General features: G+C 44.1%; 23 protein-coding genes, 1 tRNA gene and 1 pseudogene. 21 read left to right on the forward strand and 4 right to left on the reverse strand.

Translation table 11 applies throughout. From position 1 onward, the window contains the following. Positions 1-170: 170 nt before the first annotated feature. From thiC to M72_RS10665, 11 genes and pseudogenes are all read left to right on the forward strand, one after another. Positions 171-1,475: a phosphomethylpyrimidine synthase ThiC gene (gene thiC / locus M72_RS10615; protein WP_022046954.1), complete on the forward strand. Its 1,305-nt coding sequence runs from the start codon at positions 171-173 to the stop codon at positions 1,473-1,475. An 11-nt stretch (positions 1,476-1,486) separates the two neighbouring features. Continuing rightward, the gene (locus M72_RS10620) at positions 1,487-2,395 is read left to right on the forward strand and encodes a LysR family transcriptional regulator (protein ID WP_022046953.1); all 909 of its coding nucleotides are present in this window, start codon (positions 1,487-1,489) and stop codon (positions 2,393-2,395) included. 100 nt (positions 2,396-2,495) lie between these two features. Next, positions 2,496-3,134 (forward strand): DUF3793 family protein, encoded by a 639-nt coding sequence (locus tag M72_RS10625; RefSeq protein WP_082413883.1) that lies wholly within the window; start codon positions 2,496-2,498, stop codon positions 3,132-3,134. 28 nt (positions 3,135-3,162) lie between these two features. Next, complete coding sequence (locus M72_RS10630) at positions 3,163-3,594, forward strand: flavodoxin (RefSeq protein ID WP_055068209.1); 432 nt, start codon at positions 3,163-3,165, stop codon at positions 3,592-3,594. Between the two features lie 181 nt (positions 3,595-3,775). Continuing rightward, positions 3,776-3,988, forward strand: coding sequence for a FeoA family protein (locus M72_RS10635; protein ID WP_022046950.1), 213 nt, complete (start codon positions 3,776-3,778; stop codon positions 3,986-3,988). 13 nt (positions 3,989-4,001) lie between these two features. After that, positions 4,002-4,223, forward strand: a complete 222-nt coding sequence (locus M72_RS10640; protein WP_022046949.1) for a FeoA family protein — start codon at positions 4,002-4,004, stop codon at positions 4,221-4,223. Between the two features lie 123 nt (positions 4,224-4,346). Beyond that, on the forward strand, positions 4,347-6,542 hold the full coding sequence (gene feoB, locus M72_RS10645) for a ferrous iron transport protein B (protein WP_055068210.1): 2,196 nt from the start codon (positions 4,347-4,349) through the stop codon (positions 6,540-6,542). Between the two features lie 21 nt (positions 6,543-6,563). Beyond that, positions 6,564-6,767 (forward strand): annotated as a pseudogene (locus tag M72_RS10650) (transcriptional repressor); the annotation flags it as partial. Between the two features lie 591 nt (positions 6,768-7,358). Beyond that, on the forward strand, positions 7,359-8,663 hold the full coding sequence (gene ltrA / locus M72_RS10655; RefSeq protein WP_022045343.1) for a group II intron reverse transcriptase/maturase: 1,305 nt from the start codon (positions 7,359-7,361) through the stop codon (positions 8,661-8,663). Between the two features lie 165 nt (positions 8,664-8,828). Continuing rightward, the gene (locus M72_RS10660; RefSeq protein ID WP_055068212.1) at positions 8,829-9,587 is read left to right on the forward strand and encodes a tRNA threonylcarbamoyladenosine dehydratase; all 759 of its coding nucleotides are present in this window, start codon (positions 8,829-8,831) and stop codon (positions 9,585-9,587) included. Between the two features lie 87 nt (positions 9,588-9,674). Next, positions 9,675-10,688: an Ig-like domain-containing protein gene (locus M72_RS10665; RefSeq protein ID WP_055068213.1), complete on the forward strand. Its 1,014-nt coding sequence runs from the start codon at positions 9,675-9,677 to the stop codon at positions 10,686-10,688. A 53-nt stretch (positions 10,689-10,741) separates the two neighbouring features. On the opposite strand, the gene M72_RS10670 is transcribed toward M72_RS10665, so the two are convergent. After that, a tRNA-Gly gene (locus tag M72_RS10670) sits at positions 10,742-10,812 on the reverse strand. A 233-nt stretch (positions 10,813-11,045) separates the two neighbouring features. Between M72_RS10670 and M72_RS10675 the strand changes: the two genes are divergently transcribed. Next, entirely contained in the window at positions 11,046-11,804 is a 759-nt protein-coding gene (locus tag M72_RS10675; protein WP_055068214.1) for a response regulator transcription factor, read from the forward strand. 92 nt (positions 11,805-11,896) lie between these two features. After that, a complete protein-coding gene (locus M72_RS10680) occupies positions 11,897-13,075 on the forward strand; it encodes a PP-loop family protein (protein WP_055068215.1) in 1,179 nt (392 codons plus the stop codon). Positions 13,076-13,156: 81 nt separating this feature from the next. Here the strand turns inward: M72_RS10680 and M72_RS10685 are convergent, their stop codons facing one another. Continuing rightward, positions 13,157-13,534, reverse strand: coding sequence for a metal-dependent transcriptional regulator (locus M72_RS10685; protein ID WP_022046498.1), 378 nt, complete (start codon positions 13,532-13,534; stop codon positions 13,157-13,159). A 183-nt stretch (positions 13,535-13,717) separates the two neighbouring features. On the opposite strand from M72_RS10685, the gene M72_RS10690 reads away from it, so the two are divergent. The 3 genes from M72_RS10690 to M72_RS10700 all read left to right on the forward strand — a co-directional run bounded on the left by M72_RS10690 (position 13,718) and on the right by M72_RS10700 (position 17,519). Next, entirely contained in the window at positions 13,718-13,852 is a 135-nt protein-coding gene (locus tag M72_RS10690; RefSeq protein ID WP_055068216.1) for a FeoB-associated Cys-rich membrane protein, read from the forward strand. A 153-nt stretch (positions 13,853-14,005) separates the two neighbouring features. Then, positions 14,006-15,760, forward strand: coding sequence for an ABC transporter ATP-binding protein (locus M72_RS10695; protein ID WP_055068273.1), 1,755 nt, complete (start codon positions 14,006-14,008; stop codon positions 15,758-15,760). After that, a complete protein-coding gene (locus M72_RS10700; RefSeq protein ID WP_022046496.1) occupies positions 15,753-17,519 on the forward strand; it encodes an ABC transporter ATP-binding protein in 1,767 nt (588 codons plus the stop codon). The genes M72_RS10695 and M72_RS10700 overlap by 8 nt, the downstream gene beginning before the upstream one ends. Here the strand turns inward: M72_RS10700 and M72_RS10705 are convergent. After that, positions 17,516-18,973 carry a L,D-transpeptidase family protein gene (locus M72_RS10705; protein WP_055068217.1) on the reverse strand — a complete coding sequence of 486 codons (1,458 nt, stop codon included), beginning with the start codon at positions 18,971-18,973 and terminating at the stop codon, positions 17,516-17,518. The genes M72_RS10700 and M72_RS10705 overlap by 4 nt on opposite strands. A 13-nt stretch (positions 18,974-18,986) precedes the next feature. Then, complete coding sequence (locus M72_RS10710; RefSeq protein ID WP_055068218.1) at positions 18,987-20,231, reverse strand: 6-phosphofructokinase; 1,245 nt, start codon at positions 20,229-20,231, stop codon at positions 18,987-18,989. Between the two features lie 76 nt (positions 20,232-20,307). Between M72_RS10710 and M72_RS10715 the strand changes: the two genes are divergently transcribed. The 5 genes from M72_RS10715 (at position 20,308) to M72_RS10735 (ending at position 25,615) form a co-directional block, all read left to right on the forward strand. Continuing rightward, positions 20,308-21,258: a radical SAM protein gene (locus M72_RS10715; RefSeq protein ID WP_055068219.1), complete on the forward strand. Its 951-nt coding sequence runs from the start codon at positions 20,308-20,310 to the stop codon at positions 21,256-21,258. A gap of 95 nt (positions 21,259-21,353) precedes the next feature. Further along, positions 21,354-21,644: a hypothetical protein gene (locus M72_RS10720; protein WP_022046492.1), complete on the forward strand. Its 291-nt coding sequence runs from the start codon at positions 21,354-21,356 to the stop codon at positions 21,642-21,644. A gap of 108 nt (positions 21,645-21,752) precedes the next feature. Then, on the forward strand, positions 21,753-22,781 hold the full coding sequence (locus M72_RS10725; protein ID WP_055068220.1) for a S66 family peptidase: 1,029 nt from the start codon (positions 21,753-21,755) through the stop codon (positions 22,779-22,781). Between the two features lie 2 nt (positions 22,782-22,783). Continuing rightward, the gene (locus M72_RS10730) at positions 22,784-23,725 is read left to right on the forward strand and encodes a DUF1002 domain-containing protein (RefSeq protein WP_055068221.1); all 942 of its coding nucleotides are present in this window, start codon (positions 22,784-22,786) and stop codon (positions 23,723-23,725) included. Between the two features lie 99 nt (positions 23,726-23,824). Beyond that, a complete protein-coding gene (locus tag M72_RS10735) occupies positions 23,825-25,615 on the forward strand; it encodes a Na/Pi cotransporter family protein (protein ID WP_022046489.1) in 1,791 nt (596 codons plus the stop codon). The last annotated feature ends 270 nt before the right edge of the window (positions 25,616-25,885 follow it).

Below are 25,885 nucleotides of genomic sequence, written 5' to 3' on the forward strand. Positions count from 1 at the left end.
ATTTAAAATAAGAAAAAGGGAGCTTTCAAAAAGAAGGCTGAGAGTAAGCTGTATTGCTTTGACCTGTAACCTGATTTGGATAATGCCAACGTAGGGAAAATGAAAGTTACCACACACGTGTAAGCATTATACGTGTGTTTTTTTATTTTATACAAGGAAGGGAGAAACCAATGAGAGAATACAAAACGCAGATGGAAGCTGCAAGAAAAGGAATCGTAACAGAAGAATTAAAGAAAGTTGCACAGAAGGAACACTTGCGTGTGGAAGAGTTGATGCCTCTGGTGGCAGCCGGAAAGGTTGCCATTTGCGCAAATAAAAACCATAAATGTCTGGACCCGCAGGGTGTGGGCTCCATGCTCCGGACCAAAATCAATGTCAATCTTGGAGTATCCAGAGACTGGAAAGATTATGATATTGAAATGCAGAAAGTTATGGCAGCGGTGGATATGGGAGCGGACGCAATCATGGATCTGTCTTCCCATGGAGATACTACAGGATTCCGGAGAAAACTGACTTCGGAATGTCCGGCGATGATTGGAACTGTACCGGTATACGATTCTGTGATACACTATCAGAGAGACCTGGCAACACTCACGGCAAAAGATTTTATTGATGTTGTACGTCTGCATGCAGAGGATGGTGTGGATTTTGTTACTCTGCACTGTGGCATTACCAGAAAAACCATCGATCAGATCAAAAACCACAAGCGGAAGATGAACATTGTATCCCGTGGCGGTTCTTTAGTATTTGCGTGGATGACAATGACCGGGGAAGAAAATCCGTTTTATGAATATTATGATGAAATTCTTGACATCTGCCGGGAATATGATGTGACAATCTCACTGGGAGATGCCTGTCGTCCGGGATGTCTTGCAGATGCTTCGGATGTCTGTCAGATTGAAGAACTTGTCCGTCTGGGAGAACTGACAAAACGTGCCTGGGAAAAGGATGTCCAGGTTATGGTGGAAGGGCCGGGACATATGCCGATGGATCAGATTGCTGCAAATATGAAGATCCAGCAGACCATCTGCATGGGTGCACCGTTTTATGTACTGGGACCTCTGGTGACCGATATTGCGCCGGGATATGATCATATCACTTCTGCCATCGGTGGTGCGATCGCTGCTGCCAACGGTGCGGCATTCCTCTGCTATGTGACACCAGCTGAGCATCTGGCACTTCCGAATGTGGATGATGTAAAGCAGGGAATTATGGCATCAAAGATTGCAGCGCACGCAGCAGATATCGCAAAGCATGTACCGGGAGCCATGGAGATGGACAATAAAATGGCAGATGCAAGAAGAGTACTGGACTGGGAAGCACAGTGGGCATGTGCCATGGACCCGGAGACCGCCAAAGCCATTCGTGCGGACCGGGCACCGGAACAGGAGGATACCTGTTCCATGTGCGGTAAATTCTGTGCTGTCCGCAGCATGAATAAAGCATTAAACGGAGAGTATATCGACATCTTATAGGAGGATGTTTTATGACCTTACAGCAGTTGAAATATGTTACGACCGTTGCTCAGACCGGGACAATCAGTGACGCGGCAAAAAAATTATTTATTTCACAGCCGAGTCTGACCAAAGCAGTCAGGGAACTGGAAAAAGAGATGGAGATTACCATCTTTGAACGGACAAACCGCGGAATTGTCATATCCAAAGAGGGTGAGACATTTTTAGGATATGCCAGACAGGTTCTGGAGCAGGCGGCACTGCTGGAGGAAACTTATAAGAAAAAAGCCGGGCGGAAACAGGAGTTTTGTGTTTCCACCCAGCATTATTCGTTTGCAGTCAATGCATTTGTGGAACTGATCGAGCAGTATGGAAGCGAAAAGTATGATTTCTGTCTGCGGGAAACCCAGACGTATGAAATCATAGAGGACGTCGCGCAGATGAAAAGCGAGATCGGAATTCTTTATCTGAACGATTTTAACCGTACCGTACTTGAGAAACTGATCAAGGAACATGACCTTGTGTTTACCGAGCTTTTTGTGGCAAAACCGCATATTTTTGTGAGCACGAAAAATCCGCTTGCGGGCAAAAAGTCTGTGACAATCGAAGAACTGGAGCCGTATCCGTATCTTTCTTTTGAACAGGGGGAACACAATTCTTTTTATTTCTCCGAGGAGATATTCAGTACCGTGGACCGGCCGAAGAATATCCGTGTCAGAGACCGGGCAACCCTGTTTAATCTGCTGATTGGTCTGAATGGTTATACGGTCTGCAGCGGGGTGATTGACGAGGAATTAAACGGAGAGAATATTGTTGCCGTTCCGTTGGAAGCACAGGGGGATATGCATATCGGTACCGTGACGCACAAAAAGGTTCTTCCGAGCCGGCTGGGCGCTATTTACCGGGATGCTCTGGTGCGGTATACACAAAATAAAATATAATTGATAAAAAATATCAATGCAGGCTCTTGACGGGAGCCTGTTTTTTCGTGTATTCTTTCTATTAGTTAGAGATAACTAACTTTGGGAAGGGGCGACGGACTTGAGCAGAGAAATATGGGAGATCATGCGTAAACTGCGTGGCGATGAGATCGAACTTCAGATAGCATTTCAGTGTGCACCGCTGATCACCGGACTGAAAGAATCGAATCTGCTGAATATCAAAAAACAGGATTACCAGCGGATGAAAGATATTTTTAAAGAAAGTGAACTGACGATTTATCCGCTGGGAATTCATGCGGGGAAGATTACCGTGTTCCTGTATCACAGGGAGCGCCTGGAAAAATTTTTTTCCGGGGAAAGTGTGCTTGCGTTGTTACATGAGATCGGTTATATCGACACAGACTTAAAACAGGTGCTGCTGGTGTTTCGCACACATTATCAGCAGTATTTGAAAGAAAAGAAAGTTTTTCCGCATGAGATGGGACTTTTGCTTGGATATCCGCCGGAGGATGTAAAAGGATTCATCCACAATCAGGGGAAAAACTATTTGTATTCGGGTTACTGGAAAGTATATGACAGACCGCATGAAAAAATCCGGCTGTTTCAGAAATATGAACATTCCAGGGAAAAACTGATCCAGCTTTTGTCATATGGAATGCGCATTGAAGAGATTATTGCGATTTGCAGCAATACGGAAATCTGGCAGCTGGTTGATTGTGACTGTCAATATGCATCATAACATTATAAAAAGAAAAGGAGAATTTAAAATGAGTAAGATTTCAGTTGTATTTTGGACACAGGGTGGAAACACAGAGAGCATGGCAAATGCCATCGTGGAAGGAATCAAAGAGGCAGGCAAAGAGGCGGAAGCTGTATTTGTCAGCGATATGAACATTGACGAGTTAAAGGGAGAGGGTGTATTTGCATTAGGATGTCCTGCCATGGGAGCAGAAGTACTCGAAGAGAGTGAGATGGAGCCGTTTGTTGCAGACGTGGAAGGATTTGCTTCCGGAAAGAAGATTGGACTGTTTGGTTCTTACGGATGGGGTGACGGCCAGTGGATGCGTGACTGGGAAGCACGTATGAGTGGAGCCGGCGCAACGATCGTAGGAGGAGAAGGTGTCATCTGTCAGGAGGCTCCGGATGCAGATGCAATGGAACAGTGCAAGGCACTTGGGAAAGCACTTGCAAACGCTTAATAACGGAGAAATTTTGTGTGCTGGTACCTGATTATTTAAGAAAAAAATGTCGGATAAGCTGAAAAAATATTATTTTGTTATTGACAACTTATGGCCGTTAGCATATACTAACTGACGTAAGAGATGGAAATGATTCTCAATAAAGTCGCTTGCACGCGGCGGAAAGCAGGAGGATGTTTTTATGATGCCTTTAACAATGTGCAAAGCAGGAGAAGAGAATGAGATCAAAAAGATCGGTGGAAAAGAAGAAACAAGACGCCATCTTGAGAATCTTGGTTTTGTTGTCGGGGGAAAAGTGGCTGTGATATCTGAAACGGATGGAAACATGATTGTGAATGTGAAAGAAGCGCGTGTTGCTATCGGTAAGGATATGGCAAATAAAATAATGATTTAGAAAGGGAACAGCGATGAAGACATTAAAAGATGCAAAAGTTGGCGAGACTGTCAAAGCTACAAAACTGACAGGCGAAGGACCTGTAAAACGTCGTATCATGGACATGGGAATTACCAAGGGCGTAGAGATTTATGTCCGTAAAGTAGCCCCACTCGGAGATCCGGTGGAAGTTACGGTCAGAGGGTATGAACTGTCCCTGCGTAAAGCAGATGCTGAAATGATCCAGGTAGAGTAATTTTTTTACCATAAGGTTAGTAGCGACTTACAAAAACTAGCAGGTGCTTACAAAAACTAGCGATTTCAAATTTTAGCAAGGCTGATAAAACAAAAGTGCGCCAGCACAGAAAAGAGGAGAATTATGGCAGTGAAAATTGCATTGGCAGGAAATCCAAACTGCGGAAAAACGACATTGTTCAATGCATTGACCGGTTCCAATCAGTTTGTTGGTAACTGGCCGGGTGTAACAGTAGAAAAAAAGGAAGGACGTCTGAAGGGGCATAAAGATGTTACCATCATGGATCTTCCGGGTATTTATTCTCTTTCCCCATACACTCTGGAGGAAGTGGTAGCAAGAAATTATCTTGTTGCAGACAGACCGGATGCAATCATCAATATTGTGGACGGTACAAATATTGAGCGTAACTTATATCTTTCTACACAGATCATGGAACTTGGTATCCCGGTAATCATGGCAGTAAACATGATGGATATCGTTGCCAAGAATGGTGATGTGATACATATCGATAAGCTGAGCCAGAAACTGGGCTGCGAAGTTGTTGAGATTTCCGCTCTGAAAGGAACAGGAATTACAAAGGCAGCAGAAAAGGCCGTTGCTCTCGCACATCAGAAGAAGAAAGTCACACCTGCACATGCGTTCGCATCAGAGGTTGAGGATATCATTGCAAAGGTAGAGGATAAGATCAGCTCGGATATTCCACAGGAACAGAAGCGGTTTTTCGCAATCAAACTTCTGGAAAAAGACGATAAGATTTCTGAACTCTTAAGTCTGATGCCAGATGTATCTGCAGAGATCAGGGAACTTGAGGATCATTTTGATGATGATACCGAGTCAATCATTACCAATGAGCGTTATGTATACATTTCTTCCATCATTGGAGAGTGTCTTACAAAAGCAAAGAAGGGTGAGAAACTTTCCACTTCGGATAAGATTGACCGTTTTGTTACGAACCGTTTTTTTGCACTTCCGATTTTTGCATTGGTTATGTTTATCGTATATTATGTATCTATCACAACAGTTGGTGGATTCCTTACCGACTGGACAAATGATACATTGTTTGGCGAGTGGATTGTTCCGGGAGCAAGAACCTTACTTGAGAATATTCACTGTGCCGGCTGGCTGACAGGACTTGTCGTAGATGGTATCATCTCCGGTGTGGGTGCTGTACTTGGATTCGTACCGCAGATGCTGGTACTGTTCATTTTCCTGGCATTCCTTGAGTCCTGTGGATATATGTCACGTATCGCATTTATCATGGACCGTATTTTCCGTAAATTCGGATTATCCGGAAAATCATTCATCCCAATGCTGATTGGTAGTGGATGCGGTGTTCCTGGTGTTATGGCTTCCCGTACGATCGAGAACGACCGTGACCGCAAGATGACAATCATGACAACAACATTCGTACCTTGTGGAGCAAAGCTTCCAATCATTGCTTTGATCGCAGGTGCATTCTTCCATAATTCCGGATGGGTTGCATGGAGTGCTTACTTTGTAGGTGTTGCAGCAATTATCTGTTCCGGTATTATCTTAAAGAAAACAAAGATGTTCGCAGGAGATCCTGCACCATTCGTTATGGAGCTTCCTGCATATCACTGGCCAACCGTTGGAAACGTACTCCGCAGCATGTGGGAGCGTGGATGGTCTTTCATCAAGAAAGCAGGTACAATTATCCTGTTATCAACAATTGTTTTATGGTTCTTAATGAACTTCGGATGGAGCAACGGAACCTTTGGAATGCTTGATTTCGACGGATTAGAGGGTGCTGCTCTTGAGGCTGCCCAGGCAGAATGTGTTCTTGCAAAAGTTGGTTCTGCAATCGCATGGATCTTCGCACCACTTGGCTGGACCAAGGCTGGTAACGGCTGGAAGATGGCAGTTGCTGCTGTATCCGGTCTGATCGCAAAAGAGAACGTTGTAGCTACGTTCGGACAGTTATTCGGTTTTGCAGAAGTTGCAGAAGATGGTTCCGAAATCTGGAAGTCACTGTCTTTGGTTATGACTCCGGTTGCCGCTTATGGTTTCCTGGTGTTCAACCTGTTATGTGCACCATGTTTCGCAGCTATGGGTGCGATCAAGCGTGAGATGAACAACGTGAAGTGGTTCTGGTTTGCGATCGGATATCAGTGTATCTTAGCTTACATTGTTTCCCTGTGTATCTACCAGATCGGTACACTGATCACAGTTGGTACATTCGGTGTTGGTACCGTTGTAGCATTCTTACTGATCATCGGATTTATTTATCTGCTGTTCCGTCCTTATAAGGAGAGTAACACATTAAACTTTGACGCAAAGAAAACTGTGTCAGCAAAATAGAAAAAGAAGAGATGCCAAATGATGCAGAGAGAAATGATTATTCAAAAACTGAAGGAATCAGGCTGTAGGATTACCAAGCAGCGGCTGATGCTGCTGGATATTATCCTTGAGGAAGATTGTTCCTGCTGTAAGGAAATCTATTTCAAGGCATCAAAGGTAGATCCAAAAATCGGCGTTGCAACCGTTTACCGCATGGTAAACGCAATGGAAGATATTGGGGCCATTAAGTGTATGCGCGGATTTCAATTGGCGGGTTCTGAATAGTTGAAAAAGAGAAAGCGGTTTGCTGGAAGGCAGACCGCTTTTCTTCTAGTGTGCCGAGCATGGCACTAATCTTACTGGTGAAAGTCCAGTCACGGGTATTTACCGCCAAGTGTAGTGAACCACAAGTCGGTACCAGTAATGGTATGGATGAAGGAAGTGGTGTAACAAAGTTCTTGAGCCTACGTACAGAAACTTGATAAGGCGATTAGGTGGGTAAGGTTGCTAGACAAACCAAAGCCCAAAAGGTAAACGTAAACCGAAGTTGTAAATCAAGAGGTTGTGGAACGAAAGATTAGCGTCTTACCTCGGGAGACCCTACTCACATACTGAAAGGTATGGTCGAAAAAAGGTTTAGAGAGGGAGTCAGATGATGTCATAGTAGGCGAAAGCCGAAGGACTGAAACGATTTATAGTACGAATCGTTATGTTTAAAATAATACATGAGCCAGAAATCGAGTGGACAGGAAAAGTAGGAACGTAACCGAGGAATACTGTTTATACTTAGAGGGGTGTTATGTATGAATTTTAGGATAAGTCAGAGGAGTAACAACAATGGAATTGATTGAAGTGATCTTGTCAAAAGAAAATCTGAACAGAGCCTATAAAAAGGTAGTTGCCAATAAAGGTGCGAGTGGTGTTGATGGAGTTACTGTAGAAGAACTGGGAGATTATATAAGGAAGAACAGAGAGAAAATCGTTACATCTCTTAGAAACAGAACATATATACCGAAACCAGTCCGAAGAGTATACATTCCGAAAGACAATGGTAAGAAAAGACCATTGGGAATACCCACAGCACTTGACAGAACTATCCAGCAGGCAATAGCACAGCCTATATCTGATATTTATGAAGAGATATTCAGTGACTATAGTTATGGATTCAGAGCCGGAAGAAGTTGTCATGATGCCATTCGACAGGCATTGGAATACTTGAATGATGGGTATGAATGGGTAGTGGATATAGATATAGAACAGTTTTTTGACAAGGTAAATCACGACAAATTAATTCAGATACTAAGAGAACAAGTAAATGACAGTACCACATTAAATCTGATTCGGAAATATCTGAAAGCAGGTGTAATGGAAAACGGCTTGGAAAAAGCAACTATTACCGGCGTGCCGCAAGGAGGTCCTCTTTCAGTCGTATGTTCAAATGTCTACTTGGACAAGCTGGACAAAGAACTGGAACATAGAGGACTCCGCTTTACAAGGTATGCAGATGATGTATTAATTTTCACTAAAAGTGAAATGGCGGCTAACCGGGTGATGAACTCCATAAGTGATTGGCTGGAACGGAAACTATTTCTAAAAGTAAATGCAACAAAAACGAAAGTAGTCAGACCGATGCGAAGCAAATACCTAGGATTCACATTTCTGAAAAACGGTGGAGAGTGGAAAGTAAAACCTACCAATGAAAAGAAAAAGAAGCTTAAAAAGAAGCTGTGTGAATATCTGAAGAGAGGGAAAGCAATAGCAAGACCTCTTGTGGTTACAATCAAGCGAGTAAATGAGATTGTGCGAGGATGGATTAATTACTTTAGAATCGGGTTGATGAAGCAATTTGTGGAAGAGCTTGGACAGTGGCTAAGACACAAAATAAGAATGATAGTCATGAAGCAATGGAAGAAGCCGAAAACCATCTACAGAAACCTAAGTTATCTAAACTGGAAGAACCGAAACGGATACAGTCAGGAAGATATTCATAAAGTTGCGAATTCAAGACTTGGGTGGTATAGAAGAAGTGGAATGAACGTGGTGAATTTCATTATCAGTAAAGATTTACTTGAAAATAGGATAAAAGATGGAGCTGGTCTGCTCAATCCCTTATCCTATTACTTAGCAAAAGTTGGAATATAAGTTGTAGAGCCGTATACGAGATCCGTACGTACGGTTCAATGGGAGGGGCGAGATAATTATTCTCCCTCTACCCTATTATATAAATAGAAAGAGAGGCTTGCAGTTTGGAATCTGCCATAATATAATGTATTGCGATAGGGAAAATAGGATAAAAGGAGTTCATATATGTTAACACAGTTTTCTAGAACGGAATTACTGCTCGGAAAAGAGGCGATGGACCGGCTGAAAAATGTCCGTGTGGCAGTGTTTGGAATCGGTGGTGTGGGCGGATACGTCTGTGAAGCACTGGTCCGGACAGGTGTAGGATATTTTGATCTGATCGATGATGACAAGGTATGTCTGACGAATCTGAATCGTCAGATCATCGCAACAAGAAAGACGGTTGGTAAATATAAAACAGAAGTTATGAAAGAGCGCATGCTCGAAATCAATCCAGATGTGAAGGTGGAAATCCATGACTGTTTTTTCCTGCCGGAAAACGCAAAGGACTTTCCTTTTGAAGAATATGATTATATTGTGGACGCGGTAGATACGGTCACTGCAAAAATTGCGCTGGTGATGAAAGCAAAAGAGATGAACATTCCGATTATCAGCAGTATGGGGGCTGGAAACAAGTTAGATGCCAGTAAATTTGAAGTGGCAGATATTTACAAGACCAGTGTATGTCCGTTAGCAAAAGTTATGCGCAGAGAGTTAAAGAAACGGGGCGTAAAGAAATTAAAGGTTGTGTATTCCAGGGAAGAACCGATCAAACCGGTAGAGGATATGGCGATCAGCTGCCGCTCAAACTGTATCTGTCCGCCGGGAGCAAAGCACAAGTGTACGGAGCGCCGGGCGATTCCGGGAAGTGTGGCATTTGTGCCGTCGGTGGTCGGACTGATCATTGCCGGGGAAGTGGTTAAAGATCTCGTCAAAGACTGTTAAAATAGGAAGAAAGAACGACTTGCGGTTTCCTTTTTGATATGTGATACTATAAAGGTAGAACAACATACAGATAGAAAGGGAAAAATTATGAAAACAAATGGAACCAGAAGAATTGTAACTTTTATGCTGGCACTGGTGCTGGTGTTCACAACGGTATGTGTTGGCACAACAGAAGTTGAGGCAGCAGAGAAGTTTACTACAATTATTGCACCTACACAGACAGAACAGGCGACAGCAGGAACAGAAGTAAAGACACCGTTTTCTCTGACCAAAAGTTATGGATTTGTTGCACAGATCGTGACAGAAGCACCTGTCGATATGACAATTACGGTATACGACAGTGTGGGAAATAAAGTACAGCGGGCAGATAACCCTTATCAGATATCATCATCTTCTACCAGCTGGGAGTATGAAGAAGGTGTGTATTATTTTGTAGATCCTGTTCCAAATGTGGATGCCGGGGATTACTATTACGGAATTACATTTTCACAGAGTACAAAATATCTTTTATACATGTATCAGTACAATGGTGGTGCAAAGATCAGCAATGCCAATGCGGTTGTTACCAAAGGATACACCAAGAAGCTTTCTGTTACCGGAGCAAAGGTAAAAGCATGGAAGTCTAAAGATTCCAAAATTGCCAAAGTAGATAAGAATGGTAAAGTAACCGGCGTCAAAGCTGGAAAAACAACGGTTTATGCTGTGACAGAAGATGGAGAGAATCTGACCTGTAAGGTAACCGTAAAGGAAAATAAATTTTCATCCGTAAAGTTAAGCAGTAGCGATGTGGATTACAATAAATGTGTGATGGAAGTTTATAAAGCTTCTTTTGATAAGTCTGGAAATCTTGTTATGACAGCTAGAATTGTCAATAATACGACAGACTATATTACCGCATTGAAGGATGTCAACATTGTTGTGAAAGATGCTAGTGGAAAAACGATTGGTACGTATAAAACGAGCAGATACAATGTTACCGTTTCTTCTTATTCGACAAAAGATGTTAAGTTCACATTGAAAAAGTCTTCTTTGAAGAAAAAGAAATTTGATTTGCGTAATGCTACGATCACCAGAAAGGGCGGCGCGTATTACTATCGTTAATCATTGAAAAAGAAAAGGCGTCCGGAAAAAAAGGACGCCTTTCTCATAGAAAAAGCAGATGACGGGAATCGAACCCGCCTCCCCAGCTTGGGAAGCTGGTATTCTACCGATGAACTACATCTGCGTTTCGTATTTTATTATAGCACATTTTTGAAAAAAGTCATCAGGGGAAAAGGAAAAAATCAAAAAAATCAAAAATAGGTAAAATTGGTTTGCTTTTGTAATTAAATAGTGTTAAACTGAAAGCATAAAAGCCAAAGACGGCGTACCTCAGTGAGGTGCGTCGTTTTTTATTTCATAGGAAATGTCGTTTGGTGTTAAATTCCTATGAAATAAAAAATTATAGGAGAAACACAAATGAAAACATTAGAAACCAACGATTGGATTATTTTAAACACAATCATTTATAAAGTCTATACGATGGAAGATTTTGATGAAATGCGAAAAGAACTGTTAGAACAGTTAAAACTGCTGGTGGATTTTGACAGTGCTGATTTTTATCTGGCATCCGTGGAGGATGAAAAGAAACTGGACCGGCCGGTGATGTATAATTGCGACAGTAATCTATCGGAAGAATATGAGGAACTGGATTACAGCAGAGGGATTATGCTCAGCGGGAAATCGCTGATTTATCGGGAGACGGATATTATCAGTGATGAGTCGCGTGTGGAAATGGAATATTATAAGAAGGTATATAAGCCCAATAACTGGCATTATTCGCTGCAGGTTGTGATCGCAAAAGATCATCATTTCCTCGGTACAATTACGTTTTATCGTACCATTGGAAAGGAAAATTTTAAATACGATGACATTTTTGTTCTCGATATGCTCAAAGACCATCTGGCCTATCGGATGGAAAAGCATCAAAGACGGGCAGGGGAGGAAGGAGAAAAGCTTACGGTAACGCAGGCCGTGGAACAATATGGACTGACGCGGCGGGAGGATACGATCCTTCGAAATCTGATGCAGGGAAAGGAAAATCCGGTGATCTGCGAGGAACTGACCATCAGCACCAATACGCTCAAAAAACATATTTTAAACATATACCGGAAACTGGGAATACGCAATCGTGTACAACTGTTTAAAATGATCCGGGAGCATGATGAAGCCGGATAGAAGTTATAGGAATTGAGACTTGTTCAGGGCAGAGTACAATGCTATAATGAGGAATGGATTTTACGCAACAATTCAAGAATTGGAGAAATGGCATGTACCGAAAAACTGTAGAGGAATTGCAAAAGGACCAGAGAGAAAAGCTGGTCATCGATATAAGAAGTGAGCAGGATTATATAAAGGAAACTTATCCCGGCGCAAAACATATTTTCTGGGAAGAATTTATGGAGCACATTGGGGAGATCCCGAAGGAGCTGCCAGTGTATCTGTTTTGCTATACCGGGCAAAGAAGCGATGAAATTGCGGAAGATTTGTCAGAACAAGGGTATGAGATTTACAGCATTGAGGGAGGATATCGTTCCTATCTGCGCAAGAAACTGGCCGATTTTATGAAGGAAGATGACGGGACTGCAGAACGATTAGCAGACAAGGCTGCTGATGCGGAACGAAGCATTATTAAAAAATTTAAAAAGACCGTATGGAGACCTTTTACAAAAGCGATCAATGCGTATGAAATGATACAGGATGGAGATAAGATTGCAGTGTGCATATCCGGAGGAAAGGATTCCATGCTCATGGCAAAGTTATTTCAGGAGCTGGAACGGCACGGAAAGAAAAATTTTGAAGTTGTTTTTCTGGTTATGAATCCGGGATATAATGAGGTGAATTACCAGACAATTTTAAATAATGCGAAAATGCTCAATATTCCGATTACGGTGTTCCGGACAGAAATTTTTGATACGGTTGTGGATATTACGGATTCCCCGTGTTATCTTTGCGCACGGATGCGCAGAGGGTATCTGTACAGTAAAGCACGGGAATTAGGATGCAATAAGATCGCGCTTGGACACCACTTTGACGATGTCATCGAGACCATTGTGATGGGAATGTTGTACGGTGCGCAGATTCAGACGATGATGCCGAAGCTGCACAGTACAAATTTTGAGGGAATGGAACTGATCCGCCCACTGTATCTTGTGAGGGAAGCAGATATTATCCACTGGGCACAGTACAATGACCTGCATTTCATTCAGTGTGCCTGCCGTTTTACCGAAGGGTGTGCATCCTGTGGAGGAACAGAAAAAGGGTCAAAGAGAGCAGATGTGAAGCGTCTGATCCATAGTCTTGAACAGGAGAATCCTTATGTAGCTAAAAATATTTTCCGCAGTGTGGAGAATGTAAATTTAAATACCGTGATTGGATATAAAAAAGATGGGATAAGACATCATTTTCTGGATACCTATGACGATGCTGCAAACCCAAACAAAGAATAAAAAACCGGATACCGTAATTTGCGATAAACAAAAAGCGGTATCCGGTTCTATTTATGTATTCGTATATTCCGGCAGGAAAGATTATTCTGCGTCTTTTGGCAGATGAAGATGTTTCTTGATAGCCGCAAAACTTTCGGCACTGATCACATGCTCAATACGGCATGCATCTTCTGTAGCTACTTTCGGATCGACACCCAATGCGACCAGTCCTTTGGAAAGCAGCTCATGCCGCTCGTAGATCATTTCTGCGATGGCACGTCCTTCGTCTGTCAGATATATAAATCCGGCGTCTGTGACCGTGATCTGATTTTTTTCACGGAGATTTTTCATGGCGATACTGACACTTGATTTTTTAAAGCCAAGTTCGTTGGCAATGTCAACGGAACGCACCACCGGAAGTTTTTTACTTAATATTAAAATAGTCTCTAAATAATTCTCGGATGATTCCGTACTATGCATGATTGATTCCTCCCAATGTTACCTTTTGTTTCATTAAGTAGGATTATAACATAATCTGCGTAAATGGTCTAGCAAAAAAATTAACAAAAGTTGTTGACAACTAATGGGAGTTAGGATATACTAACATTGAATCAGAAAAAACGTATGGATCGTCCTCTTTGTTTGATGGAAGGAGTGGTAGTAATGGGTACCGCAATCGTATTAATCATCTTGTTAGTAGTGGTTTCTCTTGTGATTAGAAGTATCATCAAAGACAAAAAAAATGGAAAATCCATAACCTGTGGTGGTGACTGCAAGAACTGTCATGGGTGCCATTAATTAAATGTTCAACATACTTTATTGCAAAGAGACTGGCTCGTGCCGGTCTTTTTGTCGTTGCCTGGTTCCGGGAGAGGACGGGTAAAGCTGTTGAATCCCCTGGGTGTGAGTGTTATAATGATTCAGGCAAATAAATATAAAGGAAAAGGGATTATGAGAAAATTACTGATTTATCTGAACGAATACCGCAAAGAATGTATTCTGGCGCCGCTGTTTAAGCTGTTAGAAGCATCTTTTGAACTGATTGTTCCGCTTGTTGTGGCAGCGATTATCGATCATGGAATTGCGGCATCAAACAAGTCTTATATTTTTAAGATGGGAGGCGTTATGGTGCTGCTTGCACTGATTGGACTGGCATGTTCGATTACGGCACAGTACTTTGCGGCGAAAGCGGCGGTAGGGTTTTCTACCAAAGTCCGCTATGCACTGTTTTCCCATATTCAGAAACTGTCTTTTTCGGAAATGGATACCATTGGGACTTCTACGCTGATCACACGTATGACCAGCGATATCAACCAGACGCAGTCGGGCGTCAATATGGTACTCCGGCTGTTTTTAAGGTCTCCGTTTATTGTATTTGGTGCCATGATCATGGCATTTACCGTGGATGTAAAGGCAGCGCTGATTTTCGTCGTTACAATTCCACTTTTGTCGGTTGTTGTTTTTTCCGTGATGCTTGTCAGTATCCCGCTGTTTAAGAAAGTACAGCGCGGGCTTGATGAAGTTCTCGGACACACGCGGGAAAATTTAGACGGTGCCCGTGTCATCCGTGCCTTTAACAAGCAGGAAGAGGAAACGAAGGATTTTAATGAGAGCAACGCTTATCTGACAAAGATTCAGATGCTGGTAGGAAGAATTTCCACATTGATGAACCCTCTGACTTATGTGATTATTAATTTCGCAATTATTGCGGTGATCTGGGTCGGAGGCCGGCAGGTTGACATCGGACGGATCAGTCAGGGTGAGGTGATTGCACTGGTAAACTATATGTCACAGATACTGGTGGAGCTGGTAAAACTTGCAAATCTGATCATTACCATCAATAAGGCGATTGCCTGTGGAAACCGTATTCAGGAGGTACTTGAGACAGTACCGACGATTACGGATTCTGTCACAGAGACAAAGAAAAGCGCATCCGGTGAACTGGAGGTGGAATTTTCCCATGTTTCTATGAAATATGCGGGAAATGCGCAGGATTCTCTTACAGATATTAATCTGAAAGTGAAAAAAGGACAGACAATCGGAATTATCGGTGGAACCGGTTCCGGTAAAAGTTCGGTGGTCAACCTGATCCCGCGTTTTTACGATGTATCCCAGGGAAGTATAAAAGTTGCGGGAACCGATGTGCGTGAGTATCCGCTTGCGGATCTGCGGCAGCGCATTGGTGTTGTCATGCAGAAAGCCGTATTGTTTCAGGGAACGATTGCACAGAATCTGCGCTGGGGAAATCCGGATGCGACAGAGGAACAGTTGTGGCATGCGATTGAAGTGGCTCAGGCAGCGGATGTGGTAAAGGGAAAAGAAGGCGGTCTGGATTATGTGATTGAACAGGGCGGACGAAATCTCTCCGGCGGACAAAAGCAGCGTCTGACGATTGCCCGTGCCGTTGTAAAAGATCCGGAGATCCTGATTCTCGATGATAGTGCGTCGGCACTGGATTTTGCCACCGATGCGCGCCTGAGGGCCGCACTGCGTAATCTGCAGGGAAATAAAACCATATTTATTGTTTCCCAGAGAACTTCCTCCATCCAGTTTGCAGACCAGATACTGGTGATGGATGACGGACAGGCAGTGGGACTGGGAACGCATGAGGAGTTGCTTGAAAACTGTGAAATTTATCGTGAGATTTATGAATCTCAGTTTAAGAAAGAAGATCTGAGAAAGAACGGAGGTGCAGGAAATGTCTAAGCAGAAGAACATGACCGGACAGATTGCAACACTAAAAAAAGTGATGCATTATCTGAAACACTATATTCCCATACTGATTCTGTCTGTTGTGCTGGCAACGGTGACAGTGGCACTGACTCTGTATTTCCCGATTCTGACCGGACGGGCGATTGACCTGATTCTGGACAAAGGAAATGTGGATTTTCCGGGGATTCTTGCAATTGCAAAAGAAGGCGTAATTGTAATTGGCATCACGGCTGCGGCACAGTGGATTATGAATATGTGCAATAACCGTATGACATACAATATTGTCCGTGATATCCGAAGGGATGCGTTTGAGAGGATCGAGCATCTGCCGTTGTCTTATATTGACAGTCATTCCCATGGGGACATGGTCAGCCGTATCATTGCGGATGTGGACACGTTTGCGGATGGTCTGCTGATGGGATTCACACAGCTGTTTACCGGTCTGGCAACGATCATCGGTACTTTGCTGTTTATGCTCTTTGTCAATGTTAAGATTACTGTAGTGGTTGTGCTTCTGACACCGATTTCTTTGTTTGTGGCTGGCTTTATTGCAAAAAAGACGTATTCCATGTTTCAGCTGCAGACGCAGACGAGAGGAGAACAGACAGCGCTGATTGAAGAGATGGTCGGAAATCAGAAGGTCGTACAGGCATTTTGCCATGAAAAGGAAGCACTCGGACAGTTTGCGGATGTAAATGACCGTCTGCAGAAATATTCGCTGCGGGCAACCTTTTTTTCGAGTCTGGTGAACCCGAGTACACGTTTTGTTAACAGTCTGGTATATGCAGCTGTGGGAATTACGGGAGCACTTGCCGTTATTCTGACAGGCGGAGCATTTTCTGTCGGAAATCTTTCCTGTTTTTTGTCTTATGCAAATCAGTATACCAAGCCGTTTAATGAGATTTCGGGGGTTGTGACAGAATTGCAGAATGCCCTGGCATGTGCGGCGCGTTTCTTTGAACTGATTGAGGCAAAAGAAGAAGAGCCGGATGCAGCAGATGCGTATCAGTTAGAACAGGCAGACGGAACGGTAGACATTGACCATGTGTATTTTTCCTATGTGCCGGAGCAGAAGCTGATCGAGGATTTTAATCTGCATGTACAGCCGGGACAGAGGATTGCCATTGTCGGCCCAACCGGATGTGGAAAAACGACACTGATTAATCTTTTGATGCGTTTTTATGATGCTGATTCCGGGCATATCCAGGTGAGCGGACATGATGTGATGCACATGACCAGACACAGCCTGCGGAAAAATTATGGAATGGTATTACAGGAAACGTGGCTGAAAAAGGGAACCATCCGGGAGAATATCTGTATGGGAAAACCGGATGCAACCGAGGAAGAAATGATTGCAGCGGCAAAAGCAAGCCATGCACACAGCTTTATCCGCAGACTGTCGAAAGGGTATGATACTGAGATTACAGAAGATGGGGGCAATCTGTCACAGGGACAAAAGCAGCTTCTTTGTATTACCCGTGTCATGTTATGCCTTCCGCCGATGCTGATTCTTGACGAGGCTACTTCCTCTATTGATACAAGAACGGAAATCCGTATACAGAAGGCATTTCTGACGATGATGAAGGGACGTACAAGTTTCATTGTGGCGCATCGTCTTTCCACGATCCGGGAGGCAGACAGTATTCTGGTCATGAAAGACGGAAAGATTATCGAACAGGGAAATCATGATACCCTGCTGGCACAGAACGGCTTTTATGCAACGCTGTATAACAGTCAGTTTGATCAGGGTTAAAGCCCGGTTTCGGCTTTATAAGAGTATGCATTGGAGATGCGTGTGTTTTCTGCCGTCAGCGTAACCGGTTCCCGGTAATAGGCAATTACCGGAGTGCCGACCTGTAGAGTCTGAAACAGTTTTTTTGCCTTTTTCGGAGGCACATTGATACAGCCGTGAGAACCGGAAGTTTTGTAGATCTCTTTGCCAAATGTGCTGCGCCAGCTTGCATCGTGGATGCCGACATTGTAGGCAAACGGCATGAAATATCTGACATCGGACGCATAATTTTCGCCGACAAGTGTGGCATCTTTCTGTTTGTATGCAATCTTAAAGATGCCATCCGGTGAGCCGTTTCCGCGGCTGATGTTTCCCGAAACAATGCCGGTGTCTGTGACAAGTGATCCGTCCTTGTAATACCAGAGATGCTGGCTGGTATAGTCAATTTCCACATAAGTATTGCCGATATCATCCAGTCCGCTCTGCATGGCGCGCTGCTCATAGACAGGTTCCCGTTTTACAGGTTTTCCACCTTTTAAGTCTTTTAAGAGCTCTTTTTTTTCTTTGGATTTGTCAATTACCCAGCCGTAATCGCCACCGCCGATTTTTACGGTGTCCCCTTTGCTTGTCTTGAATTTCCGTACATCCCCATAGGTGTTGTAAGTACTTGCCAGATGCTGGACATAGGAAGTCAGCCGGGTATCATTGATGGAAACCGAACCGTCTTTTTTGAGGTCAAGTAAAGACAGGATACCGGCTTTATCCAGCCCTTCATCAGCTCCTTTGATTTCGTAGGTGACGGTTGCGGCCATATACCGGTCAAGCTGTGAAACCGTATCTGCAATCTGCTGGTCATCTGCCGTTACGGACGGTTTTTCGTAGCAGGCATCGGAAAGCGTGAGTGTAGTTTCCTGATCGTCTATGGCTTTTTGGATTTCCTTTATGATCTCATCGCGGATGGGGGTATTTCCTGGTGTCTCATTTACGATGGTATAATCATCATCCGTAATACGCAGATGTGCATTCTCCGGTGCTTCGATATAGGAAGGATCAAAGATAGCCAGCGCATCGGTCAGCTGGTTTAATGCAGTTTCATCGTAGTGAAAAGAACGGTTCAGATCTATTTGGTGTTTTTGAAACAGGGCAACCGGCCACAACAGGATTTTCTGCTGTTTTACAAGCGATTGTTCTTCACCGGAACGTTTGTAAGTATAGGAAAAGTCACTTCCGGAAAGTGTGTATTTGTTCCCTTTGCGATCCGTTATGTGCAGCTGGTAATTTTGCGCGGAAGCAATGTTTTTTGCTTCCAGATCATCCGCAGTCTGGTTGCCACAGGAAATCCCACCGATGGTTGTATGGGGGAAATAATGCCCGTGGTAATAAACACAAAAACCTGCATAGACGCCGATGACAGCTGCACCTGTACCGCAGAGAATGCCGCGGAGTACCCTCAAAGAGGTTGTTCGTTTTGCCATAAAACTCTCCTTTTTATGAGACGTGATCTGGTTTTAAATGAGGAACCGGCATATACACCGGTACACCGTTTTGATAGGTGAGAGAAACCTCTCCCTGGATTAATGGGTAAAGATAGTTGTAAAGCTCCTGACGGATATCGTTTCCGTGTGCATTGATCCATTCACGCGGGATGGATTTTGCCTCATTGGCAATGCCGCGGATCGGGGCATGGTCATAGGCTACCGCATATGGGGTATTCGAGGTGCGCGTCAGGGTTACCATGGAGGCGGTTACACCTTCCTCAGCGAGCAAAACAGCATGTTCTCCGAGTGCAAATGCCTCTGACTGATCGGTAGCAGATGCCAGATGGGAGGCACAGCGCTGCAATACATTGATTTCTATGGAACGGACTTTGACGCCGATGTTTTCCTTGACCAGAAATTCAAGTGCTTTTCCGGCTCCGGAGAGCTGCTGGTGTCCGAACTGGTCAGCCACTGCTTTGGAAGCTGTGATGTAGTCTCCGTTTTTGTCACGGATTCCCTCGGATACGGCAACAATCACATTGTTTAATGTTTTTAATTTGTTCCGGATATCGGTCAGAAACTGCTCTTTGTCAAATGCAACTTCCGGGAGATAAATAAAATGCGGGGCGGTGTTGTAGTCATTTCGCGCCAGGGCACTGGCAGCAGTGAGCCATCCGGCATCGCGCCCCATAATTTCTACGATAGTGACGCTTTTTACCGCGTAAATAAACGTATCGTGTGCAATTTCCAGCATTGTGGATGCAATGTATTTGGCGGCAGAACCGAATCCGGGTGTGTGGTCGATCATGCATAGATCGTTGTCAATGGTCTTTGGAACTCCGATAATCCGGATGTCGCTCTTGATTTTGGCGGCATAATCGGATAATTTAAGTACAGTATCCATGGAGTCATTGCCACCGATATAGAAAAAGGCTTTGATGTTTAACTTTGCAAACTGGTTGAAGATGAATACATAAGCAGAGTCGTCATCTTTGTAGTCCGGAAGTTTGTGCCGGCAGGAACCTAAATACATGGCCGGTGTAACTTTTAACCGGTTAAGGTTTTTTTCATCCGGGATCATCTGGGAAAGATTCAGATAACGCTCATTTAAAATACCGAGGATTCCATTGATTGCCCCGTAGCAGGTGTCGTACTTGCCGGACTTTTTTATTCCGGAGATGACTCCGGCGAGACTGGCGTTGATTGCTGCGGTTGGGCCGCCTGACTGTGCGACCATACAGTTTGACTGATTCATATGTAGCTCCTTAAAATGATATAATGTATGTGTACTTCATTGTAGAGGTTTTGGAAAGGAATCGCAAGTGAAACAAATGAAAAATCATAATTTCTATGACAATTGCATGCTGTGTCCGCGCACATGCGGGGCGCAGCGCAGTAAGGGAAAAACTGGAATCTGTGGGGTGACAGAGACATTAAAGGTAGCACGGGCGGCTCTGCATTTCTGGGAAGAACCGTGTATCAGCGGAACAAAAGGTTCGGGAGCCGTCTTTTTTTCCGGCTGTGCCCTGCACTGTGTGTTTTGTCAGAATGAGCCGATTGCACAGGGGACTGCGGGAAAAGAAATCACACCGGAACGGCTGGTGGAGATTTTTCTGGAACTGCAGGAACAGGGGGCGAACAATATCAATCTGGTTACACCGGGGCAGTATGTGCCGCATATCATCCGGGCGGTAGAACAGGCGAGACGGCAGGGACTTGCGGTTCCTATTGTATACAATACGGGAAGCTATGAGAATGTGGATACCATCAAGGCACTGGAAGGAATCGTGGATATTTATCTTCCGGATTTTAAGTATATGGACCCGTTTCTTGCGGCAAAATATTCCCATGCACCAGATTATCCGCAGACAGCAAAGGCTGCAATTGCAGAGATGGTGCGTCAGCAGCCCCGGCCGGTGTTTGCGTGGGAAGAAAAAAGAGGCGAAGACGTGCCAGAGGAAGCCTGCGAGAAAGCTGTGATGAAGAGGGGTGTGATTGTGCGCCAGCTGCTTTTGCCCGGATGTCTGAAAGATGCCAGAAACATTGTCCGGTATTTATATGAAACATACCAGAATAAAATCTATGTGAGTCTGATGAGTCAGTATACGCCGCTAGAACATGTCAGAGATTATCCGGAACTTGCGCACCGGGTGAGCCGGCGCACATATGACCGCTATGTGGACGCTGCGATTGCGCTTGGAATTACCCAGGCTTTCATTCAGGAGCCGGGGGTGGCAAAAGAAAGTTTTATTCCGGATTTTTCAAATGCAGAAGGCGTGTGAAATAATTGGAAAAATGTGTAAAATTGACTGGTTTTTTGACAGATATTGTAGTACCATAGATACATATAAGAGGAGTAATCAGGGAGGTATATGATATGGCAGAAAAGCCGGCAGGACATATTCTGATCGAATGCCCGAATACCATTTTTCATCTGTATGCCCGTGATGAGGGAGAGTTATCAAAAATTGAGACCTTTCTGCGCAATATCCGCGGAATCAAGCGGCTTGGGCTGAATGATATTTATATATGGTGCAATCGTCAGGGAATTTTATATGTTACAAAATTTCATTATCGCAAGGATTTTTCCCTGTGGTTTAATATGAAATCCTACTATCTGTATTTTTTACAGAAATTCCGTTATCAGTTTGCGCAGTATGCGGGATAAATATTTGTTGTTACTGTGTATGAGAGACCGTCAGTGGATTGCACTGCGGTCTTTTTTCTTATATAATGAGGAAACAGGAAAAGCCTGAAACGAAAAAGGAGAGTGAATATGAGATTTCCGGAATTTTTAAAAGAACATGGAACGATCGGATTTGTTGCGCCGTCATTCGGCTGTGCGACAGAACCTTATTATACAGCATTTGCACATGCAAGAGAACGGTTTGGGCAGATGGGATATCATACACAGATGGGGCCGAATTGTCTGGTGGATAAGGGAATCGGGATCAGCAACGACCCGGCATTATGTGGCAAAGAACTGAATGAAAGCTATTGCGGAACCGAAAATGACGTCATTATTTCCTGCGGTGGCGGGGAGCTGATGTGTGAAGTTGTTCCGTATATTGATTTCGCAGGGATTGCGCAGGCGAAGCCAAAGTGGTATATGGGGTTTTCCGATAATACCAATTTTACGTTCTTATCTGCAACGATTGCAGATACGGCCGCCATTTACGGACCGTGCGCAGCCGCGTTTGGAATGGAACCGTGGCATCCGGCCGTGCAGGACGCACTGGATCTGCTCTGCGGAAAGATTACCCGTGTGCATAATTATGATCTGTGGGAGAAAGAATCTGTCAAAGATGAAGAACATCCGCTGGCGCCGTATCATGTGACGGAGCCGGTGGAACTGAAAGTATTTCCACAGGGAGCCGAAAATGTTACAATGGAGGGAAGACTGATCGGCGGATGTATGGATTGTCTGGTAAACCTTCTCGGTACGCGCTTTGATCACGTAAAAGAATTTCAGGAGCGGTATAAAGAGGATGGATTTCTCTGGTTTCTGGAAGCCTGTGATCTGCATGTGATGTCCATCCGCCGTGCCATCTGGCAGATGAAAGAGGCCGGATGGTTTTCGCATGTGAAGGGATTTCTGATCGGACGGCCGGTGTGTTTCGGAGAAGAAGCATTCGGGATTGATCATTACCGGGCAGTAACCGATCTGCTGGCAGAGTATCAGGTTCCGGTGATCATGGATCTGGACATCGGACACATGGCTCCTATGATGCCGGTTGTTACCGGGGCCATGGCAAAAGCACATGTGCAGGGAAATACATTTGTTCTGGATTATGAATGGAGGTAAAAATGAAAGGTTTGAAAAAATATATGGCAGGTATTCTTGTGGCAGGCATGGTTCTTGGAAGTGCAGCAGTTCCGGCACCGGTGTATGCGACAGAGGCAGAGGATGCACAGGAAGATAACGGGGATGATGTGGAAATTACACTGGACGACAAGCCATATCTGGCGCTCGGAGCGGATCTGACTGCAGACCAGCAGCATACCGTGTTATCTTATATGGGGATCGAAGCGGCGGATTTTGATAAATATGATGTGGTTTATGTGAGCAATGCAGAAGAACATCAGTATCTGGATTCTTATGTTCCGAAAAAACAGATCGGAACGAAAGCGCTTTCTTCCGTGCTGGTTTCCCTGGCAGATTCCGGTAACGGGCTGAAGGTATCCACATACAACATTAACTACTGTACGGCGGGCATGTACAAGAACGCACTTGCCACTGCAGGGGTGGAAGATGCCAATGTGATTGTTGCGGGACCGTTTCCGCTTTCCGGGACGGCAGCACTGGTCGGAACGTTTGAGGCATATGAAAAACTGACCGGAAAGGAACTGGATGAATCGGTTGTGGATGTTGCAATGGATGAACTTGTCACAACCGGAGATCTTGAGCAGAGCATTGACGGCGATTCCAATGATGTGGAGGCGATGATTGCAGATCTGAAAGGGCAGATTGCCAGTGGAAAGATCAAAACGCCGGAGGAGATGGAACAGGCGATTGAAAAACTTGCGGATAAATATGATCTGAAATTATCGGACGATGACAAGCAGAAACTTCTTGGTCTGATGAAAAAACTGCAGGGACTGGACCTGAACTGGGATTCCATTAAAAATCAGGCATCTGCATGGGCTTCCCAGCTGCAGAATCAGCTTGCGGACAAGAATATCGGACAGAAGATAGCAGCCTTTTTTGAAAAGCTGTTTGATATGATCCGGAGTCTGTTTCAAAAATAAAAACATAAAATTTGAGTAAAGTGATTGTAAAAACCATGAGAAGTGTTTTATAATAAATCGAAGCATGTAAAAAAAGAAGAACAAGAAAAGGAAACAGATATGAATGGCATAATGATTGTCCTGACACTTCTGAGTGGTGTTGCACTATTTCTTTATGGAATGTCTCTGATGGGAGACGGACTCAAACGTGTGGCAGGAAACCAACTGGAGCTTGTATTGTATAAGCTCACAAATACACCGATTAAAGGTGTACTTCTTGGAACGATAGTTACAGCGATTATTCAGTCATCTTCCGCAACGACCGTCATGGTTGTCGGATTCGTAAATTCGGGAATGATGAAAGTCGCACAGGCGATTGGAATTATCATGGGAGCAAATATCGGTACGAGTGTTACCGGATGGATTCTTTGTCTTTCCTATATTGATGGGTCCAGCGGTATCGCACAGTTGTTGTCCACGGCAACCATTTCTGCCGTTGTTGCGATTATCGGTATTATTTTTAAGATGTTTGTCAAAAAGGCAAACTACAAAAATGTGGGAGATATCATGCTTGGTTTTGCAATCCTCATGGTAGGAATGCAGACGATGAGCGGGGCAGTTTCCCCATTGAAAGATAACCCGCATTTCGTCAATCTTCTCACAAAGTTTGAAAATCCATTTATGGGAATTATTGTGGGAATTGCGTTTACTGCAGTTTTACAGAGTGCTTCCGCATCCGTTGGTATTCTGCAGGCATTGTCCGTGACCGGAAGTATCAGTTTTGCGGCAGCACTTCCGATTACGATGGGAATTGGAGTAGGAGCGGCCTGCCCGGTACTGCTTTCTTCCATCGGTACAAATAAAAACGGAAAACGTACAGCCCTGATTTATCTGCTGAACGATCTGTTCGGTATGATTTTCTGGTCGATTGTCTTTTACAGTGTCAATGCTTTTGTACACTTTAAGTTTTTGAATATGACGATGAGCCCGATCAAGATCGCCATGATGAACTCTATTTTCCGTCTGGCAACAATCATGATTCTGCTTCCGTGCATTAATCTGATTGAGAAACTGGTATTCCGTCTGATCAAAGACGATCCGGAGGATCTGGAAGAGCAGGCAGATTTCGATCTTCTCGAAGAACGATTTCTGGCGTATCCGGCACTTGCCATCGGACAGAGCCATACGGCGGTCAACGGCATGGCAAAGAAGGCACGTAAGAATATCAACCGTGCACTTTCACTGTTGGGCGATTATTCCCAGGATAAGTACAATAAAGTACAGGAAAAAGAAAACCTGATTGACAAATACGAGGACAAGCTCGGCACATATCTTATGCAGCTGACCGGACAGGAGATGTCTACCGTCCAGATGCAGCAGGTGTCAAAATTCCTGCACACGATCAGTGATTTTGAGCGTCTGGGGGATCATGCGGTCAATATTTCTAATGTTGCAAATGAAATTTCGGAAAAGAAGATTACATTTTCCGAGTCGGCACAGAAGGAACTTTCCGTGCTGGAGGCAGCAGTCAGGGAGATTGTCGATCTGACAGTTGATGCTTTCTGCGAGGATGATCTGGAGATGGCTGCAAAAATCGAGCCTTTGCGGGAACTGATCGGAATTTTGTGCAATGATCTCAAAAACCGGCATGTAACCAGACTGCGGGAAGGAAAATGTGAATTCCGGCAGGGATTTGCGTTTAATGATCTGCTGACGAATCTGGAAAGAATCGCAGCGCACTGTTCCAATGTTGCGGTAGCAATGATTGAGACGGAGACTTCGGAATTTGATACCCATGAGTATTTAAAGAGCGTCCGTCACATGAAAGACGATGCTTATCTGGAGTGCTTTGATTCGTATGCACGCAAATACAGTATTCCACCGACAAAAAAAGAAAAGAAAAATAAGTAGTTTTTCATCCCCCGGAAATTTCCGGGGGATTTTGTGTACCATTTATCGGACACTGAATATGAGATACTGTCTTCAACCAAAAAGAACGGGAAATAAAAGAAAGGAAGAAGACAAAATATGAAGGGATATGTGGTAGAAAACGGATATATGGGATATCTGGACGGAAAGTATGTTTTATTTGCAGATGAGAGCGATTATGAAGAGGTGTATGAGGAACAGTAAACGTTACGGTTCATGCAGTGCCGGAACACCACCGGGAAACCATGAAAC

Source organism: Roseburia faecis (genome assembly GCF_001406815.1).
In the GTDB taxonomy this organism is placed as follows: Bacteria; Bacillota; Clostridia; order Lachnospirales; family Lachnospiraceae; genus Roseburia; species Roseburia faecis.